This is a genomic window from Paenibacillus sp. IHB B 3084, from assembly GCF_001447315.1.
In the GTDB taxonomy this organism is placed as follows: domain Bacteria; phylum Bacillota; class Bacilli; order Paenibacillales; family Paenibacillaceae; genus Paenibacillus.
The window spans coordinates 3,278,973-3,299,109 of sequence record NZ_CP013203.1; the positions used below are offsets into that span (position 1 = coordinate 3,278,973).

Here is a 20,137-nt window from a genome sequence, read left to right on the forward strand (position 1 = left end):
GTGAAATTGAAAGAATTGGAGGATTGCATCGAAGAAAAGCGTAAGGAATTAAATGATTTGGCGAAAGAGGTGGGATTGAAGGATCGACAGGTGTTGATCAAGTCTATGGAGTTGGATCGGCTCCTTAATTTGTACAGCGATTGGAAATATAGCTACCACAAGCAAAGCATCTCCACAACTTCACCAGTGCGAGAGAAGCAACACGAGTTAGCCTTATCTTATTGAGTTTCCAGCATCATGACCAGGCTTTACTTAATTTCATCTTGGGCTTCTAATACATAGTGGGAATATAGACTTAAACTAAATAACCTCTCTCGTACCTCGTACGCCGCTCTATACAACGCTGTTCGTACGGTTTATTGTTCTGCATCATCAGAGCGGAAGCCATCTAGAACGATGATATCTATCTAAAAAAACCTCCCGGTTCACGTTAAGTGTGACTGAGGAGGTTTTTGGCACTTACTGTTGAAGCTGGCGCAGTACGGTAATTTCGACACGGCGGTTTTTTTGTCGTCCGGCCTCGGTCGTATTATCTCCAACCGGTCGGGTATCGGCATAACCTGCGTATTGAAATTCCGAGGGTGACAGATTTTCTCTGTCGAGAAAGAATCGAAGCACGGATAGTGCTCGTGCCCCGGAAAGCTCCCAGTTGTCCTTGTAGGTCGAAGCGTTCAAAGAGCGCGTGAACGGAATATTGTCCGTATGGCCCTCGATGCTGATCGGCGTTTTCAAATCCCGGAACAGACTGGCCAGCTTGGATAACGTGTTTGCAGAGCCTTGCTTGAGTGCAGCCCTGCCCTGATCGAATAAAAAGCGGTCGTTCAGGGTGATGACAATACCGCGCGGCTGATCGGATACGAAAATCTGATCTTGCAACTTATTGTCCGAAATATATTGCTCTATGACACCCATCAGATTTTGCAGTTCTTTTTCCTGCTTGCGAAATGCCTGCTCACGTTCGGTCAGTTTGGTCGGTCCGGCTGCTTTGTTATCGGATGAAGGTTGCTTGGTTGTGGGCGGATTCTTGCTTGTGTATCGGTCCGCCGTACCTGTAATGCCTGAACCTTGCTCTAAAATGGAATCGCCCTTATGGAACGTATCCTGTAGGGATTGAACAACGACATCGTATTTTTTCGCATCCAGGCTGCTCATAGCGTACATCACGACGAAAAAAATGAGCAGCAGCGTGATTAGATCGGCATAGGTAATCATCCAGCGGTCACGATGGTCCCCGCCTCCTTGACGTTGGCGGCGCTTAGCGCGCGCTCTCATGGAAGTCCTCCTTTGGAGTAGCGTCCTCTGAACGTGAGCGACGAGGCGGCTTAGGCTCCAGATTTTGCTCTGAACGGATAAAGAACTCCAGTTTTTTGCGTACAAGCTTCGGATTCTCTCCGTTTTGAATGGCGAGAATGCCTTGCAGCAGTAAATCCATCGTGACCATTTCACTTTCGCTGCATGCTCTGATCTTGGATGCGATGGGCAGGAAAATTAGATTGGCGCTGGCAACGCCGTATAGTGTGGCGATAAAAGCGACAGCAATGGACGGTCCAAGCGCTGTCGGCTCGGTCAGGCTGCCGAGTACATGGATCAGGCCCATCACAGTACCGATAATCCCCATCGTAGGGGCATAGCCGCCTGCGGATTCAAATATTTTGGCATATCCTTCGTACTTATGCTCAATGGTATCTAACTCGAGTTCCAGAATTTGTTTAATTTGTTCCTGCTCGGTTCCGTCAATGACCAGTTGAAGACCTTCGCGCAGAAATGCATTCGGATGTTCTGAGGAAATACGCTCCAGCGCAAGCACTCCGGATCGGCGGGAGGTGGCTGCCATGGAAACCAAATCTTCAATATATTGCTCGGAGAGGTTGTCCTCACGGCTAAACGCCATCCGAAGGGCAGCTGGTATGGTCTTTAGTTTAGAGGCGGGGTAGCTGATGACCACTGCGGCGAGCGTTCCGCCAAACACAATCAGAGCCGATGTACCTTGAAGCAGCCCTGTAAATTGTCCGCCTTCCCATAAGAAGCCACCGATTAATGCTATGATTCCGGCGATGATGCCCAATACGATGGTGATATCCAAAATTTAATTCACTCCTATTCAAGACTTATCGTTTGCATCCAAGGTAAGAAAGAGGTATAATACGGGAACAAACATTCTTATCCAACCATATTTCCCAAGTATCATTGCTCGGGAAATATCGACATAGGTTTACAGGTAAAGACGTTTCAGCTCGATTGTTGTAGAAACATGATGTTTCCATTTTAGACGATAAGGGTGATGCAGGGCAATGAGTGATATCGTTGTTAGCGATAAGACTTTTGAAATTCAGTCGGAATTCCAACCTCAAGGCGATCAGCCTCATGCCATTCTTGAACTGGTAGAGGGGATTACAAAAGGAAAAAAGCATCAAACGCTGTTGGGTGCTACGGGAACAGGTAAGACGTTTACCATCGCACAGATGATTGCCAAATTGAATCGGCCTACTCTGGTTATTGCGCATAACAAGACTTTGGCTGCCCAACTGGCGAGTGAGTTTAAGGATTTTTTCCGAATAACTCAGTCGATTATTTTGTCAGTTACTATGATTACTACCAACCGGAAGCATACATTCCGTCTTCCGATACGTATATTGAGAAGGATTCCAGCATCAACGAGGAGATTGATAAACTTCGCCACTCAGCCACAAGCTCTCTGTTTGAGCGTCGTGACGTTATTATTGTAGCGAGTGTCTCCTGCATTTATGGTCTGGGTTCCCCGAAAGAATATTCAAGCCTGCTGCTCTCGCTTAGAGTCGGCATGGAGAAACCCCGCAATCAGATTTTGTCCCGCTTGGTCGATATTCAATATCAGCGGAACGATATCAACTTCGTGCGGGGTACTTTCCGTGTACGGGGGGATGTTGTTGAAATATTTCCGGCTTCCCATGGGGAACACGCTATACGGGTAGAACTGTTCGGGGATGAAATTGAACGGATCACCGAGATTAATGTGCTTACGGGTGAATTGATCGGTGAACGTGATCATATTGCCATTTTCCCTGCATCTCACTTCGTTACTCATGAGGATACGATGAAGGTAGCACTGGTCAACATTGAACGTGAGCTTGAAGAGCGGTTAGTGGAGCTGAAGGAACAGGGGAAGCTGCTGGAGGCACAACGTTTGGAGCAACGTACCCGCTATGATATCGAGATGATGAAAGAGGTCGGTTTTTGTTCCGGCGTCGAGAATTACTCAGGTCCACTGACATTCCGCGAGCGGGGGGCGACACCGTATACGCTGATGGATTATTTTCCGGATGATATGTTGATCGTGATTGATGAGTCTCATGTTACGTTGCCGCAGATTCGGGCGATGTATAATGGTGACCAAGCGCGTAAGAATGTACTGGTGGACCATGGTTTCCGTCTGCCATCTGCGCTGGATAACCGCCCGCTGAAGTTTGAAGAGTTCGAGGACAAGGTGAGTCAGATCGTCTACGTATCAGCTACACCAGGCCCCTATGAGCTGGAGAAATGCGAAACGACTGTGCAACAGATCATCCGACCTACGGGGCTTCTTGACCCGATCATTGAGGTGCGGCCGAGCAAAGGACAGATTGACGACCTCATTAGTGAAATACGGCTTCGGATGGAGCGTGAGGAACGGGTGCTGGTCACCACGCTTACCAAGAAAATGTCTGAGGATCTGACCGACTATTTAAAAGAAGTGGGTATCAAGGTCAGGTATATGCACTCCGAGATTAAGACACTGGAGCGGATGGCGATTTTACGTGATCTTCGTTTGGGTACCTTTGATGTCCTGATTGGAATCAATCTGTTGCGGGAAGGTCTGGATTTGCCAGAAGTATCACTGGTGACGATTTTGGATGCGGACAAGGAAGGCTTCCTGCGTTCCGAACGTTCGCTCATCCAAACCATTGGACGGGCAGCACGGAATAGCGATGGCCGTGTTATTATGTACGGTGACAAAATTACGGATTCTATGGATAAAGCGATAAAAGAAACCGAACGCCGCCGTGCGATTCAAATTCAGTATAATGAAGACCATGGCATTACCCCGCAAACGATTCGTAAAAAGATTCGTGATGTCATTGAAGCGACCAAGGTGGCCGAGGCACGTAATGATTACCTTCCTGGTGAGACGGGTAAACTTTCCAAGAAGGAGCGTCAGTCGCTGATTCAGCGTTTGGAAGCGGAAATGAAGGATGCTGCCAAGAATCTTCAGTTCGAGCGCGCCGCCGAGTTGCGTGACGCTTTGCTGGAACTGAGGGCTGATTAAGCTTTCAGGAGCGTCTAGTAGTGCGAACACATTGAAAATGAAATGGATGATTGCTTTTAAAAATAGAGAGGGCGGCCCATGTGGTCGTTCTCTTTGCGATATATCACTTGCATGGGATATTCCATCGCAATATAGCATGACGTGAACTATGGTTAAGGAGATGAAACATTTGGCGAATGAAAGCATCATCATCAAAGGCGCTCGGGCGCATAATCTCAAAAATATTGACGTGACCATCCCTAGGGACAAATTTGTCGTCCTGACGGGGCTAAGTGGCTCAGGTAAATCGTCACTGGCTTTCGATACGATTTATGCAGAAGGACAGCGGCGTTATGTGGAGTCTTTATCCGCGTATGCGCGTCAATTCCTGGGACAGATGGAGAAACCGGATGTGGATTCCATTGACGGACTGTCTCCTGCGATTTCCATTGACCAAAAGACTACGAGCCGTAACCCGCGTTCTACCGTTGGTACGGTTACGGAGATTTATGACTATTTGCGGTTGCTGTTTGCTCGAATTGGTCACCCTCATTGTCCTGAACATGGCGTTGAAATTACATCACAAACGGTTGAACAAATGGTGGACCGCATTTTGCAATATCCTGAAAAGACAAGACTGCAAATTTTGGCTCCGTTGGTTTCAGGACGCAAAGGTGAGCATAAAACGCTGTTTGCGGATATTGCCAAGCAAGGCTTTGTACGGGTGCGTGTCAATGGCGAACTGCGTGAGTTATCCGAAAAGATCGAACTGGAGAAAAACAAGAAGCATTCCATTCAAGTGGTTGTAGACCGGATCGTGGTTAAGGAGGATGTGCGTGCGCGTCTGTCCGATTCTATTGAGACAGCATTGAACCTTTCGGGAGGCCAGTTGCTGGTGGACATGATGGGGCAAGAAGAGTTGCGTTTCAGTTCTAATTTTGCCTGTCCGATCTGTGGTTTCAGTATAGACGAGCTGTCGCCGCGGATGTTCTCTTTTAACAGTCCATTCGGTGCTTGCCCGGATTGTGACGGATTGGGCGTTAAAATGGTTGTCGACCCCGACCTGCTTATTCCTGACCCGGAGAAAAGTGTAGAAGATGGAGCATTTCAGGCGTGGAGTGGAGGAACCTCCACCTATTATCCGCAATTTTTGCAGTCCGTATGCGAGCATTATAGTATTTCACAGAACATTCCTGTCAGCCAACTGACCACGGAACAAATGAACACCATATTACATGGAACGGGTGACCAGAAGATCCGATTCCGTTATGAAAATGATTTTGGACAACGCAAGGAAGCCTACGTGACCTTCGAGGGAATTATTCCGAATCTGGAGCGTCGTTATCGTGACACAGCTTCTGACGGTATCCGTGAATTTATTGAAGGATTTATGAGCGCAAAGCCGTGTAACACCTGTAAGGGACATCGTTTGAAGAAAGAAACTCTGGCGGTGACTATTCAGGAGCGTAACATTGCCTATGTAACTGATTTGTCCATCGGCGAAGCGTCTCAATTTTTCAAAACGCTGGTGTTGAGTGAGAAGGAACAGTCCATTGCCAATCTCATTTTTAAGGAAATTAACAGCCGTTTGGGATTTCTCGTTAATGTTGGATTGGAGTACCTGACCTTAAGTCGTGCAGCGGGCACGTTATCCGGTGGTGAGGCACAACGTATCCGGTTGGCGACACAGATCGGTTCCAGCCTAATGGGTGTACTGTATATTTTGGACGAGCCAAGCATCGGGTTGCATCAGCGGGATAATGACCGCCTGATTAGTGCATTGGAGCATATGCGGAATCTGGGGAATACGCTGATTGTGGTGGAGCATGACGAAGATACGATGATGGCGGCCGACTATATTATTGATATCGGTCCGGGGGCCGGAATCCACGGCGGAATGATCATGTCACAGGGGACTCCGCAGGAAGTCATGGAAGACCCGAATTCCTTAACCGGGCAATATTTGAGCGGACGCAAGTTCATTCCGGTCAATACCGAACGGCGCAAGCCTACGGATAAGTGGCTGGAGGTGCGCGGGGCTAAGGAGAACAATCTCAAAAATTTGAATGTTAAAATCCCGTTAGGTATTTTCACGGCTGTTACTGGCGTATCCGGATCTGGGAAGTCAACGCTGGTCAACGAAATTCTATACAAAACGCTGGCGCGTGATCTGAACCGGGCCAGAGTGCGTCCAGGTCAACATAAGGAAATTCGCGGGCTTGAAAATATCGATAAGGTCGTTGAGATTGATCAGTCTCCGATCGGCCGCACGCCGCGTTCAAATCCTGCAACCTACACCGGGGTATTTGATGATATTCGTGATTTATTTTCAAAAACAAATGAGGCCAAGGTCCGAGGCTACCAAAAAGGTCGCTTTAGCTTTAACATTAAGGGTGGTCGCTGCGAGGCTTGCAAGGGCGACGGCATTATCAAGATTGAAATGCACTTTCTACCGGATGTATACGTTCCATGCGAAGTGTGCAAGGGCAAACGCTATAACCGTGAGACCCTTGAAGTGAAATACAAAGGTAAGAGTATTGCTGACGTACTGGAGATGACGGTAGAGGATGCGACAGAGTTTTTTGAAAATATTCCGAAGATTCATCGCAAGATTCAGACGCTGCTGGATGTAGGTTTGGGATATATCAAGCTGGGACAGCCTGCGACTACCTTGTCCGGGGGCGAAGCGCAGCGTGTGAAGCTGGCTTCCGAACTGTATCGTCGCAGCACGGGTAAGACGATTTACATCTTGGACGAGCCGACAACGGGTCTGCATGTTCACGATATTGACCGATTGCTGACGGTGCTGCATCGTTTGGTCGATTCGGGAGAAACAGTATTGGTCATTGAGCATAATCTGGATGTGATTAAAACAGCCGATTATCTGATTGATTTGGGACCGGAAGGCGGTAGCGGCGGTGGCACGATTTTGGCTACTGGGACACCTGAGCAGCTCGTGAAGGTCGAAGAATCCTATACAGGACGGTATTTGAAGCCGATCCTTGAACGGGATACACAGCGCAGCCAAGCGCTTCAGACAGCCGATCTGTAGACATCATTTTATGTAAGTCTTGTAAGCCCCACACAGGTATGGAGGCAGAATACGAATTACCGTATTCATTCCTTTGCCTTGGTGGGGCTTTATTTTGTAAAAAAAGAGAACTTTTATCCAAATCTTGCGTTAAAGCATGTGACACATAGTTTACCAAGCGCTGGAATAATAAATCTATACGTATATTCATCGGCAGAAAGTCTCGGAGCAGTCTCCATTTTGGAGTTTCAAATGTTTGGGCTCGGGCTTGAAGAGGTAAATATATAACTCATGATTGTATAGCATCGCATGAAGTTCCGTGCCCACGTGACAACCATTACAAGCAAGCGAAACCGTCTGTAGTCTTATCACATCTAAGGTTTTTAAAAACATCTCTGAGGTAAAGTCATGAAGGGAGCTGGAACGTTTGAAGGGAATGCGAAACGGGTTTCTACGTACACGTGTTTATTCATGGACAGCAGGAGTTGCTTTAGCGGCATTGGTCATGGGGTTTAGCGCTGTTCCGTCTTATGCATCCGAGGTGTCCGAGGCGGCTGTACCCAAGCAGGCTGAGATTGAAACAAGCGCGGCGATTGGAAGCTTTGAGGATGAAGGGAATCCACACAATTATATTCAGCCCGCAGCGAATGGTGGGTTTTTGGTACTGAACATCGAAGACAACACTGAGACAAGTGTGGCGCATGTCACGTACGGCAAGCTGGACAGCTCGCTGGAGGGTGTGTGGAAACATGAGCTGGATCTGAACGTGCAGCCTGGTGCAAGCAGTAGGGGAGTCCAGCGGGAGACGTCGGATGGTGGCTCGCTGCTGCTTATCGACTATACGAAGCCAGATGGGATACGGGAGTTACAGGCTTCACGGTTAGATGAGGACGGGAATAGCGTGTGGTCCAAAACGTTACAAACGGATGGCTTGGCATCCCATAGACAGAACTCCCTTATAGGTTTGGAACCGCTTGCGGACGGAGGATTTCTTGTATCCTCTCTGAACCGGGCGGAACAAGCATTCACCGTACTCAAATACTCAGAAACCGGTGAGGAGCTGTGGAACCGAACGAAGGACGGGGTGACCTCGGGTTGGCTGGTTGGCAATCACGATGGATATTATGCACTTATGAACAGTCCGCATGGCCCGGTAGGAGTAGAGGCAGATGTGTACGGCCAGGAAATCCGTAACATCCATTTTGACTTGGGCTCTGGTAAAGATATTGCAGAGGTACGGGAGTTGTCCGGTGGCCATATAGCCGTCACAGGGCTTAAAGGGAATAGCAAGCGTACACAGATTTTGAGTAATGGACTACAATTGTTCGGCGATACAGAGGATTATCCGGCCGACCGGGTATATCTGCCGGAGGAACAGGTGTACGTCCAGTTTAGTGACCGATATGATCCGCTGGGAAGCAGCACGAAGATGCATGGGATCACCATCACTGGTTTGAAAGGAAACGGTACGAAGGTTTGGGAAACCACTACTCATTACAAGGAAGATAATTCCTTCGGCATCCGATACGACACGGGACTCATATACAAAATACCGACAGGCTATGCAGTGGTGACATCCACATCCGGCGGGGCCCGAAAACCGATAGTGCTTGATTTTGCGAAAATATGGATACCGGAATAATCGAGGCCACTGAAAAAGTCCCCATTGTTGAGAGTAAGAGAATATCCAAAGAAAAACGAGCCTCTAGAATCGCTTCTAAGGCTCGTTTCGCGTTCAGGGAGACATATTTGTACCCCTAAAATCTTTGTATTTTCGGAAATCAACAGTTTTTCAGTGGCCTCGAATAATCCGGTGTCTTTTTTTTGAAAGCACAGCAGAGGACCTTTTGCAGCGATGTTATGACCACAAGAAAATAGCCTGCTTGTATGCGAGATACAAACAGGCAGGCTTGGGCGCTCTTTATGAAGTAAGAGAACATGTTATAGAAATGGCCTTACTAAAATGGTACTCAGGAAGCGACGGTGCTGGACTGCAAAATAGCAGATAGCTTTTCCTGAAAAGTCGGAATGCCTACCCGTTGTACATACGCATAAAAGGTTTCATCGGCATTTCGATTTTCTTTGTAAAACAGAATCAGTTCTGCCAACACAGGGCCAACCTGATCACCACGTACGCGGCCTTTGAGCGCTTTATTGAACTGGGCACCCGGTCCGAGCGCTCCGCCAACAGCAATATCGAACGCGTCGACCATACCCTCGGGTGTTTTAATGAGCGAGCCTTGCAGACCGATGTCCGCAATATGCTTTTGTCCGCAGGCATTCGGGCAGCCGATGAAATGAATGCGCACTTTTTCATCCAGATCTACGTGCTGATCCAAATACTCGGCGACGTCAACCGCCCGCTTTTTAGTCTCCACAATCGCCAGATTGCAGAATTCATTCCCGGTGCATGAAACGGTACGGCTCATAAAATGCTTAGGCTGTGGCGTCAGGCGTTGCAGCACAGGAGCCTGTAGTAATTCATTCACCTGATTGTCCGGCACGCCGCTCAGCAAAATATTTTGCGACATGGTGGTACGAATCTGTCCATCACCGTAGCGGTCAGCCAACTCGGCCAGCTCGTGCAGTTCGTCAGCATCCAGACGGCCGACTGGCACGTTCAGACCGACATAGTTTAGACCCTGCTGCGCTTGTGGATGCACACCGTCAAAGTAGGCTGCTTGCCAGCCGATCGTTTTATCTTCGCCCCGGCCGGGCATTTCGCCGATATACTCGGTGAGCTTGGCTAAAAACTTTTCCGGGCCCCAATCGGCGATGAGAAATTTCAGGCGGGCATGATGTCGTTTTTCCCGATAGCCGTAATCCCGGAAAATGGTGGTGACTGCAATGGAAACCTTCAAAACTTCATCAGGACGGACAAACAGGTCCAGCGATTGCGCCAAATGCGGCTTGGCGGATAAGCCCCCACCGACCATCACATGGAAGCCGATGACTTCTTCCCCGTCGATTACTTTAGTGGCTGGCGTAAAGGACAAATCGTTAATTTCAGCCTGCGCATTATTGTACGTATTACCAGAGATGGACATTTTGTATTTACGCGGCAGATTGGAGAAGTCCCGATTTAATAGGAAAAAACGGTTGACTTCATCCACAATACCCTTGGTGTCGACCAATTCATTCGGATCAATGCCTGCCAAAGGATTGCCAACAATCGTACGCGGGCAGTCGCCACAGGCTTCAAAGGAGTACAAATCGACTTTTTCCAGCCGCTCGAAAATATCGGGTAAGTCTTGAACCGTCAGCCAGTGAAACTGAATAGCCTGACGGGTGGTAACATCAACGAGACCGCGTCCGTACAGCGTGGCTATGTCCGCCAATGCATGTGCCTGCGCTGATGTCATGATACCTGTGTTGATGCGGACACGCATCATGAAATGGCCATCCTTGGGCTTTTGCTGATACACTCCGGCCCATTTGAAACGATCCATATCGTCCGCAGTGATCGAATCGAAGCCTTCGCTTGCATAGTTTTCGATAATGGTGCGTATGACGTCGAGGCCGTCCTTTTCCAGCTTGGCAAATTCGAATTTGTTCAGTTTATCGGGATGAGCGGTCCAGATTGGTTCGTAAGCCATCCTTTCAACCTCCTTCATAAGCGTTGATTACAGGGATTCAAAGTTATTCTTTTATTTCCGACAATAGAACTAAGATATAATGTGATGGTATCATAGTTGGAAGTGCCAGTAAACGAAGGAATGGCCCAAACGCTATAACGATTATTTATCGTTTTTGCTTATTTTCTTGATATAAGGATTTGGTAATTTTATAGTATAAATGACATGAGGGGTTATGTAAGCGGCAAACATAGCTTTTAAAAAAAAGATAGGGCTTAAAGCGATTGTATGCGTGTCTCCTCTATGGTAGATTTGGACTAACTGATAGAACAGGGTCATGTTAGAGAGGAAAGGTGAAACTATGCGTAAGATGGGGAAAAGGGCGGTCATACTGGCTTTGGGCAGCGCTTTGTGTGTATCTGGAACAGCAGGTGCAGCCAGCAGTGGAACTGCTTTGAAGGCAAAGGTCATTAACGGCGGGGTCTATGTCAACGTAGGCGATGTGAATAAAGCATTAGGAACCAGCGGCGCGTATAACAGCGCAAATGGTACATATACGTTATCGGCCGATCGTGTGCCGCAGGTGGTTAAAAATGTATCTCCCTCTGTGGTAGGCATCATCGGCCGCTCAGCAACGGGACAAACTGTGGCAGGCGGAGATCGGTACAACCTTGCTCACGGCACAGGGGTCATCATTCGGACAGATGGATGGATTGTCACGAATGCGCATGTCATTGAAGGATTAAATGATGCGGTAGTCGTGACCTCGGATGGTAAATCCTACAGTATTACAGATAGCTACAGTGATCCGGTCAGTGACCTGGCAATGGTTAAAATCAAGGCAAGCAGCCTTAAACCTGCTACCTTAGCAGGCTCGCCGAATAATCTTCAGGTGGGAGAGCAGGTAGTGGCTATCGGTACGCCTATCTCTTTTTCCCTGCGTAATTCGGCAACTTCGGGTGTCGTCAGCGGATTGAACCGTGGCGTCAACGCTGCCTATCGACTTATCCAAAGCGATACCGCGATCAATCCTGGTAACAGTGGCGGTCCGCTCGTAAACCTCAAAGGAGAGGTAATCGGGATCAATACGATGAAATTTTCGGCTGTCGGTATTGAAAATATGGGCTTTTCGATTCCTTCGGATACGGTGAAGTATGTCATTGCTCAATTTTTCAAGTATGGTGAGGTTCGGCGTGCCAGTCTTGGTTTAGGATTGGAAGAGAGCTGGTCGGCGATCGTGGGGCTGCCTACGGAGGACCCTTTGAAAGTCACAAAAATTACTTCGGCTAGTGCTGTTCAGGCCAAAATCAAGGAAGGCGACGAGTTGTATAGCATAAACGGCAAGCGTGTGGCTTCCGCTATCGATGTCAACGAGTTGCTTAAAAGCTATCAGCCTGGGCAGACGGTGAGCTTGCTTATGCAGACGGACGGCGATATTGTAAAACGCAAGTTGGTACTGTCACAGGATAATGGTGAAATCTATGAATCTATTCAGGCCGGAGAGGATCCCGGGGACTCGGATGAGTCGGCTGGTGATGGCAATGTAGTGCCTTCCAAGGAAGCATCTGAGTCAGTCCAAGAGGCAGCCGCTACAGGGAAGTAAATGAAACGGATCGTTATGATATCAAATATAGCTAGAGGGAGATTACTGTGAAGCATATTCAAAGAAAAATGATGCATAAGCTGGGAGCTGGCGCGGTTGCATTGTCCGTTCTGCTATCTGCTTTGCCAGCAGTGGCGGCGGACAGCGATAAACCGATCTTGGAGCTACGCCTGCAAGGCGGCAGCAACACAGCCATCGTGAACGGTCAGAATGCCAATATTGCAAAACCCTATTCGAAAAGCGGTGCGTTGATGGTTCCGGCTGGTGTGTTCAAAAAAGCATTTAACAGCAAAATTCGGCTGGCCGAAGATAATGTGGTCAAAATTAGCAGCGGTGCTCGCATCGTATCGCTGACCATCGGTAGCCGTACTGCCTGGGTGGGCGGTCATAAGGTAACGCTCCCCGCTCCACCGGAAATGTCATCAGGTGTCCTGATGGTTCCGCTACGTCAAGTAGCAGAAGGTCTCGGAGGCAAGCTGGAGAAGAATGGTGCGGGCATTGTCATTCGGATGGAGGCGCAAGAAGAGGCAGGCACAGTAGCTGAAGAAACGCCGAGCATTGATAATGATGAGGGCAAGACGCAGATCGGGAACAGTTACTACGATTGGTCCATGAACTATCCTACAGGGCTGGTCATCGGGCAAGGTGGTGGGGATGAGAGCGTCTCCACATTTATGGACGAGAACAGTGCGTACTATATGGAAGTACATACGGCCTCACAGCCGGTTCCGTTGAATGCGGACGACCTTCTTCAACAATTGGTGCAAACCGCCAAGGAGACGGGAGAAATCGTCGTAGACCGAAAATCCTTTCCAAAATCGAAGGTGCCTTATGCACGTGTCATTACGAAGGACGGAGACGGCGTGCTGTGGGAAAACCGTCAGTATTATGACAACGGACGATTGTACGTGATTTATTTTTCCGATGCCAAAGCAACGAACTATAAGGATCTCGCACAGTATGCGGGTCTGTTAAATTCCTTCAAGACCTCCTTCAATGCACAGGATAAAAGCATTAAAGACCTGTCGACCGTCGTAGGGGGAACACGTGAGGCTGGAAACCCGGACTATGGGGTGTCGCTTAGCATACCGGCAGGTTGGAAAATGGACGATCAGCGGATGCAGTACGAAAGCAATGATGGATCGAGTTTCCGCTTGAACGTGACTTCAGCTCCGGCTGATGCCACGTTGGAGAACTGGAGCCAACAGCTGCAAAAGTGGCTGAGTGATTCATTTGTATCTACAGCTTATGAGTCCCAGAAGACCTATCCACTTGAGGTTGCGGGGGTTCAGGGGCTGGTTCAGGAGTATCGATACAACTTTGGCGATGGATGGGTTAAGGAATACAATGTGCTGATTCAGCAAAATGGATACCGCTATCTGGCTGAATACGCTGTGCCGGAAAAAGTGAGCAAAGGGAATGATCAGTTCAATGCGCTCATTTCCTCGCTTCAAATCGATTTCCAAACCGTAGCGAGCAACTTCGGACAACTGGAAGAGGACGACTATCTGGCAGACAAAACGAAAACGGTCAAAAAGACTTCCAAAGCCTATGAGTACACGGTGAATATTCCACGATACTGGACAGCGATCAGTGACCAGTTTGAATTGGGTGATGTGGAGTACCAGTTTACCGGAGGGAGCTTCTCCATCAAAGTCGATAATGACAAATCGTTCGAGTTAACGGTATCCCAGCTCAAGGACTTTTACGATAAGCAGGGTAAAAGCTACAAAAATCTCAAGGTTGAAGAGGTTAAGGACGTGACGTTCGCCGGGGTTCCGGCAGCTTCCTTTACATTCCACCGTGTGGAAGAAGGCATTGGCTATACAGGCCGCCAAATTGTTTTGGAGCGTGACGGAAAAACGTATACCGTGGCAACGACGCTGAATGACGCGAACAATACGGGCGTGCAGTCTAATGCACTGGATTCAACGCTGAATTCATTTAATTTTGTGAAGTAGAGGGTGTAGGGAAAAGATTAGCGAGTTATGGTGGGGAGAGCGCTGCGCGTGCCATTTGATCCTTCGATCGCTGTTGACCCGGGATTCTTTGATTGTATAAGGGATTGAATGGTAAGAATCCCGGGTCAAAGGCTGTTCAAGCATCTCCAATGTACCGTTTGACGGGATTGGGGGTGTTTTTTTTAGTATGATATTTTTGCAAGGAATCGCTTGGAAAGTGTAGAAGCTTGGGGCGTAGTCTGGTACACTAGATTAGTTACAAGATAAGAATGATTATGCCGCAAATGCTTGTCGTGCGGATTTTTTGAGTTGGATGCCAATGATCCCGTGAGCCTATGGTTCAGAGTAGGGATGATCGGACAGGATGATAGTTCATAGGATTTTAAAATAAGCAGCATCGCTGCTCTGAAAAATAACGCTTAACCAAAGAATAACAAGTTATTTCTCAGTATAGGGAGGACAATGATGAAATCAGCAGTACGAAGAGAAGATGTCGAGCTTCTGGCACCAGCCGGTGACTGGGATTGTATGCGTGCGGCGGTGGCGAATGGAGCCGATGCAATCTTTTTCGGGGTGGAAAAGTTTAATGCACGGGCGCGTGCGAACAATTTCCGTATGGATGAACTGCCTGAAATTATGGCGTTTTTGCATAGCTACGGGGTTAAAGGCTTTTTGACATTCAATATACTGGTGTTTGAAAACGAGCTGGAGGACGCCAAGGAACTGGTCGATGCTTGCGTGGATGCAGGTGTGGATGCGTTGCTTGCACAGGATATGGGCTTGGTGAAAATGATCCGCGATATTTCGCCGGATTTTCCGATCCATGGCTCTACCCAGATGACAATTACCTCGCCGGAGGCGGTAGAGTTTACGAAACCGTACAACATTGAGCGGGTCGTGCTCGGACGTGAAAATAACTTAAAACAGATTCAAAAAATAGGTGAGCAAGCGAGACTTCCGATGGAAGTATTCGTGCATGGCGCGTTATGTGTATCTTACTCGGGTCAATGCTTGACTTCTGAAATGTGGGGCGGGCGCTCTGCGAACCGTGGCGAATGCGCACAGGCATGCCGTTTGCCTTACGATCTGATGGTGGATGGCGAGCAAAAGCCGATGGCCGATGTGACGTATCTACTGTCACCTAAGGATTTGGCTGCAATTGATCTGCTGCCGGAGTTGATTGGCGCAGGTGTCATCTCTTTTAAAATCGAAGGACGACTGAAAACGCCTGAATATGTAGCCAACGTGGTCAGCAAGTACCGTAAGGCGATTGATAAGTATTTTGAAGGTGACACTTCCAAGACCAGCAAAGAAGATATCCGCGAGCTTCAGCAAAGCTTTTCACGCGGTTTTACGCACGGGTTTCTGGAAGGAACGAATAATAAGAAGCTGGTTGACGGTACGTTCCCGAAAAGCCGGGGTGTTTATCTGGGTCGGGTGGAACAAATCCTTCGTGACGGCGTAGTATGCCGTATTGATGCGCCGCTGAAGCGTGGCGACGGCATTGTATTCGATGCAGGAGATCCCACGCAAAAAGAAGAAGGCGGACGCGTATACGATATCCGTCGCAAGGGTGTAAAGATCGAAGGCGAAGCCGGAGAAGGCTGGATTATCGACATCGTAGCGGGACGCAACGATGTCGATCTGCGCCGTGTACATGTCGGCGACCGCATTTGGAAGAACAACGACCCGGCGATGGACAAGCGTCTGCGCCAGACGTACGAGACCGACAAGCCGTACCGTGTCTTTCCGGTACATGTGCGTGTCAGCGGCTCTCCAGGGCAGCCGCTGTCGACCTGGTGGACCGATGTGCAGAAAGGCACGACGGTCCGCGTGGATTCCGAGCTGGAACTTGAAATCGCCCAGAAGCGTCCAATGACGCGCGAACTGCTTGAGGAGCAGTTCGGCCGACTGGGCGGAACGGTGTTCCAGCTGGAAGAACTGGACGTCCACCTGCATGGGGACGTCATCGTGCCGATGCGCGAGCTGAACAGCATCCGCCGTCAGGCGGTGGAATTGCTCGCGGGCGAGCGCCCCAAACCGCCCGTGTACACGAAGCGGGCGGTAGAGGTGTATGGCGATGCATCGGTTCCCGCATCGCCAGTGGCACGCGGTCAGGCAGAGCTGACCGCGCTGTGCCGCAGCCTCCCGCAGGTTGAGGCTGCGCTGGAGGCCGGCGTGGAGTTCATTTACGCAGACTTCGAGTTCATTAAGCAATTCCCGGCAGCCGTAGAGGCTGTGCACGCCGCAGGGCGTCGAATTGCGCTGGCGACCCCGCGTATTCACATGCCGGGTGAAAACGGCTACCACAACAACATCCTGCGCCTGAAGCCAGATGCTGTGCTAGTACGCAATCCGGGTGCGCTGTTTTTCTACATGCGTCATCGGTTAGAAAATCCAGATGCACACCATCCGCAATTGATCGGTGACTTCTCGCTGAATGTCGCTAACCACAAAGCGGCTGATCTGTTCCTGGATTCTGGCTGTGACCTTGTTACGCCGTCGTACGACCTGAACATCCAGCAAATGGTCGATATGCTCAGACGCACGCGTACCGATAAGCTGGAGATCGTGATTCAGCAGCATATGCCGATGTTCCATACCGAACATTGCGTATACTGCACCTTCATGAGCGAAGGCACGGACTACACCAACTGCGGACGTCCATGTGAGGACCATCGCGCATCCCTGCGCGACCGTATTGGTATGTCCCACCCCGTTCGCGTGGACGAAGGCTGTCGCAACACGGTATACAATGCCATCGAGCAATCCGGCGCCGAGTACCTGTCCAACTTTATGGAGCTGGGTGTGTCCCGCTACCGCGTGGAGTTTCTTGAGGAGACCCCGGAGCAGGTACGAGAGGTGATTGACCTCTATAACCGTGCCCTGCGCGGAGAAATCAGTGGTACACAGGTCTGGAAGACGCTTAAAGCGACGAACCAGTTGGGTGTTACACGCGGGCAACTGGTAAAGTAAAAGGATGTTATAGGTTATCACAGCATATTTAGATCAGCTTTGATAATTGAACGTAGAAAAAGTGAAAAAATAGAGTATGTGCCTCGAGAGCACATACTCTATTTTTTTCAGCGAGTTTATTTTAATTACTATGAACCTCGTATCGTTATACTTTTCGGGCTTCCTTTTTTCTGGAAAAAACAATGAACTTTTGTCCAACATAATTAATTAAGGTATAAAATATATTCCCGATTAGTATGGACAGATTGCCTAGAATTTCGGTGTTTTTGATGCTCAAACTTGAGATAAGGAAGTGGCTGATTAAATAGCTGAGACAATACGATAATAAATAGCATATCAATATGATAAAGGCAAATCTCCAAATGGTCTGTCCATGGCTTGCATTGTTTTTGAAAGTAAATCTTTTGTTTAGGAAATAGCTTACAGTGGCACCTACAGAATTACCAATAAAGGTGGATAACCAGTAGTTAGTCCCTAAAGTGTTAAAGAGCAGGAACATGACGGACATACCGCATATTGTATTCAAAACACCTACGACAAGAAAACGGAAAAAGCTATTCTGAAATAAAGTCAAATTAGTCACCTGTTCGCATCTGTTTATTGGACAGCCACAGCTTCCCTTTCACTATTTTTCACTTTTTTTGTTTTTTCAGTATCTAAGGTACTCTGGGAATCTAAAATTGTCTCAATAATATATTTGGGTCTTTGTTTTACCTCTTTGTATATTTTGCCGATATACTCGCCAATGAGCCCTAGTGCTACAAGTTGCAGACCACCTATAAACCAGATGGACAACATTAAAGAAGACCAGCCCCAGACAGTGGTTCCAAGGAGCTTGCTAATAATGGTATACACTGTTATCAATAAACTTATTCCAAACATTGAGAAACCTACAGCAGAAATAAGTCGAATTGGGGTTATGCTAAATGAAGTGATCCCATCGAAAGCAAAAGCGAGCATTTTCTTTAAAGGATATTTGGACTCTCCTGCAAAGCGTTCATGTCGATCGTAATAAACTTCAGTAGACTTATATCCTATTAACGGGACTAGACCACGTAAAAAGAGATTAACCTCTTTAAAATTGCTTAGTTCCTGCAGAACTCGTTTGCTCATTAAACGGTAGTCCGCATGATTGTATACGATGTTGACTCCCATTTTACTCATAATACGATAGAAGCCTTGAGCAGTTGAACGCTTGAAGAATGTATCAGTGGATCTACTTTCTCGAACCCCATATACGATGTCGTAACCTTCATTGAATTTTATTATAAATTCTCTGATGGCATTGAGATCATCCTGCAGGTCCGCGTCAACGGATATCACGCAATCAGATGTTTCTTTAGCTTCCATTAACCCAGATAATAAAGCGTTTTGATGACCCGCATTTTTCGCCAATTTGAGACCACTGACAAAAGGATTATTCTGATTATATGATGCTATGATTTCCCATGTTTTATCACGGCTACCATCATCAACAAACAACATTTTACTATGTTTAGAAATGAGCTGACACTCTACCAACTCCTCAAGAATTACCGTAAGCCTGCTTATGGTTTCAGGCAATACTTCTTCTTCGTTAAAACAGGGAATAACTAACGTTAAAACAGGGTTACTGATTATTAAATCCAAATAACTCTCTCCTCAAATTTTGGCTTATCTGGTACTCATATTTCTATCTTTTTTAGTTTATAATATGGTTTACTTGAATTATATAACATTGCAATGACTAAGTGCTATAATAAACTATTAGCAATTTACAACGCTACTCAAATTATTGAATAATTTAGTAAGTTTTGTTGAAAAGGAGATTAACCCATGAAAATCCGTAAAGCGATTATTCCTGCTGCGGGACTAGGAACCCGTTTTCTACCTGCTACCAAAGCGATGCCTAAAGAAATGCTTCCGATTGTAGATAAGCCAACCATTCAATATATTATCGAAGAGGCTGTAGCATCTGGGATTGAAGATATTATTATCGTAACAGGTAAAGGTAAAAGAGCGATTGAGGATCATTTTGATTACTCATTTGAGCTGGAGCATAATCTGGCAGCCAAGGAAAAATGGAATCTGCTCAATGAGGTGCGCAAGCCATCAGAGATGGCAGATATCCACTATATTCGTCAGAAGGAACCTAAAGGGTTGGGACATGCCATCTGGTGTGCACGTAAGTTTATCGGTGACGAACCTTTTGCCGTACTTTTAGGGGATGACATCGTTGAGTCTGAGAATCCATGTCTCAAACAGATGATGGATGTGTTCGATGAGTACCAGCGTTCTGTTGTAGGTGTAAAGCAAGTGGCTTGGAACGAGGTTAACCGCTACGGTATTGTTGAAGGCCGAGCACTTACAAGCAAGATTTCAGAGGCTAGGCGTTTAGTTGAAAAACCGAAGATTGAAGATGCGACTTCCAATTTGGCTATTATGGGGCGTTATATTTTGACACCTGATATTTTTGATATCCTGGGTCAGCAATCCGCAGGTGTGGGTGGCGAGATACAATTGACGGATGCTATATCCAAATTGAGTGAGATCAATCCGATCCTGGCCTATGAATTTGATGGGAATCGCCATGACGTTGGAGAAAAGTTGGGGTTCATTGAAACAACCATCCATTATGCCCTGCAGCATAACGAGATTAAAGATGAAGTTTTGGCTTATATGAGACAGGTTATTGAAGAGATGGATCAACAAAAATAAACATCTCACCAAACCACTCTTTCTCAAAATGAA

At 47.7% G+C, this 20,137-nt stretch carries 12 protein-coding genes and 1 pseudogene; 8 read left to right on the plus strand and 5 right to left on the minus strand.

Annotated features, from left to right (window positions below):
• Nucleotides 1-225, plus strand: a complete 225-nt coding sequence (locus ASL14_RS15370) for an aspartyl-phosphate phosphatase Spo0E family protein (protein WP_134912244.1) — start codon at nucleotides 1-3, stop codon at nucleotides 223-225.
• Nucleotides 226-459: 234 nt separating this feature from the next.
• On the opposite strand, the gene ASL14_RS15375 is transcribed toward ASL14_RS15370, so the two are convergent.
• Nucleotides 460-1,272 (minus strand): flagellar motor protein MotB, encoded by an 813-nt coding sequence (locus ASL14_RS15375; protein ID WP_134912245.1) that lies wholly within the window; start codon nucleotides 1,270-1,272, stop codon nucleotides 460-462.
• Nucleotides 1,256-2,083, minus strand: coding sequence for a flagellar motor protein (locus ASL14_RS15380; protein WP_134912246.1), 828 nt, complete (start codon nucleotides 2,081-2,083; stop codon nucleotides 1,256-1,258). The genes ASL14_RS15375 and ASL14_RS15380 overlap by 17 nt, the downstream gene beginning before the upstream one ends.
• 208 nt (nucleotides 2,084-2,291) lie before the next feature.
• Here ASL14_RS15380 and uvrB point away from each other — a divergent pair.
• The 3 genes and pseudogenes from uvrB to ASL14_RS15395 all read left to right on the plus strand — a co-directional run bounded on the left by uvrB (nucleotide 2,292) and on the right by ASL14_RS15395 (nucleotide 8,934).
• Nucleotides 2,292-4,282, plus strand: a pseudogene (uvrB, locus tag ASL14_RS15385) (excinuclease ABC subunit UvrB).
• Between the two features lie 169 nt (nucleotides 4,283-4,451).
• The gene (gene uvrA, locus ASL14_RS15390) at nucleotides 4,452-7,313 is read left to right on the plus strand and encodes an excinuclease ABC subunit UvrA (RefSeq protein WP_134912247.1); all 2,862 of its coding nucleotides are present in this window, start codon (nucleotides 4,452-4,454) and stop codon (nucleotides 7,311-7,313) included.
• Nucleotides 7,314-7,728: 415 nt separating this feature from the next.
• Nucleotides 7,729-8,934, plus strand: coding sequence for a hypothetical protein (locus ASL14_RS15395; protein ID WP_223264353.1), 1,206 nt, complete (start codon nucleotides 7,729-7,731; stop codon nucleotides 8,932-8,934).
• 328 nt (nucleotides 8,935-9,262) lie between these two features.
• Here ASL14_RS15395 and ASL14_RS15400 read toward each other — a convergent pair whose 3' ends face one another.
• Complete coding sequence (locus tag ASL14_RS15400; protein ID WP_134912249.1) at nucleotides 9,263-10,888, minus strand: nitrite/sulfite reductase; 1,626 nt, start codon at nucleotides 10,886-10,888, stop codon at nucleotides 9,263-9,265.
• Between the two features lie 340 nt (nucleotides 10,889-11,228).
• Here ASL14_RS15400 and ASL14_RS15405 point away from each other — a divergent pair, with 340 nt between their 5' ends.
• The 3 genes from ASL14_RS15405 to ASL14_RS15415 all read left to right on the plus strand — a co-directional run bounded on the left by ASL14_RS15405 (nucleotide 11,229) and on the right by ASL14_RS15415 (nucleotide 17,407).
• The gene (locus tag ASL14_RS15405; protein ID WP_134912250.1) at nucleotides 11,229-12,470 is read left to right on the plus strand and encodes a S1C family serine protease; all 1,242 of its coding nucleotides are present in this window, start codon (nucleotides 11,229-11,231) and stop codon (nucleotides 12,468-12,470) included.
• Nucleotides 12,471-12,517: 47 nt separating this feature from the next.
• The gene (locus ASL14_RS15410) at nucleotides 12,518-14,431 is read left to right on the plus strand and encodes a stalk domain-containing protein (RefSeq protein ID WP_134912251.1); all 1,914 of its coding nucleotides are present in this window, start codon (nucleotides 12,518-12,520) and stop codon (nucleotides 14,429-14,431) included.
• Nucleotides 14,432-14,896: 465 nt separating this feature from the next.
• On the plus strand, nucleotides 14,897-17,407 hold the full coding sequence (locus ASL14_RS15415) for a U32 family peptidase (RefSeq protein ID WP_189338270.1): 2,511 nt from the start codon (nucleotides 14,897-14,899) through the stop codon (nucleotides 17,405-17,407).
• Nucleotides 17,408-17,552: 145 nt separating this feature from the next.
• Here the strand turns inward: ASL14_RS15415 and ASL14_RS15420 are convergent, their stop codons facing one another.
• Both ASL14_RS15420 and ASL14_RS15425 read right to left on the minus strand, forming a co-directional pair.
• Nucleotides 17,553-17,990: a GtrA family protein gene (locus ASL14_RS15420; protein WP_223264005.1), complete on the minus strand. Its 438-nt coding sequence runs from the start codon at nucleotides 17,988-17,990 to the stop codon at nucleotides 17,553-17,555.
• 14 nt (nucleotides 17,991-18,004) lie between these two features.
• Nucleotides 18,005-19,036: a glycosyltransferase family 2 protein gene (locus ASL14_RS15425; protein ID WP_134912254.1), complete on the minus strand. Its 1,032-nt coding sequence runs from the start codon at nucleotides 19,034-19,036 to the stop codon at nucleotides 18,005-18,007.
• A gap of 186 nt (nucleotides 19,037-19,222) precedes the next feature.
• Between ASL14_RS15425 and galU the strand changes: the two genes are divergently transcribed.
• The gene (gene galU / locus ASL14_RS15430; RefSeq protein ID WP_134912255.1) at nucleotides 19,223-20,104 is read left to right on the plus strand and encodes a UTP--glucose-1-phosphate uridylyltransferase GalU; all 882 of its coding nucleotides are present in this window, start codon (nucleotides 19,223-19,225) and stop codon (nucleotides 20,102-20,104) included.
• Nucleotides 20,105-20,137: the final 33 nt, after the last annotated feature.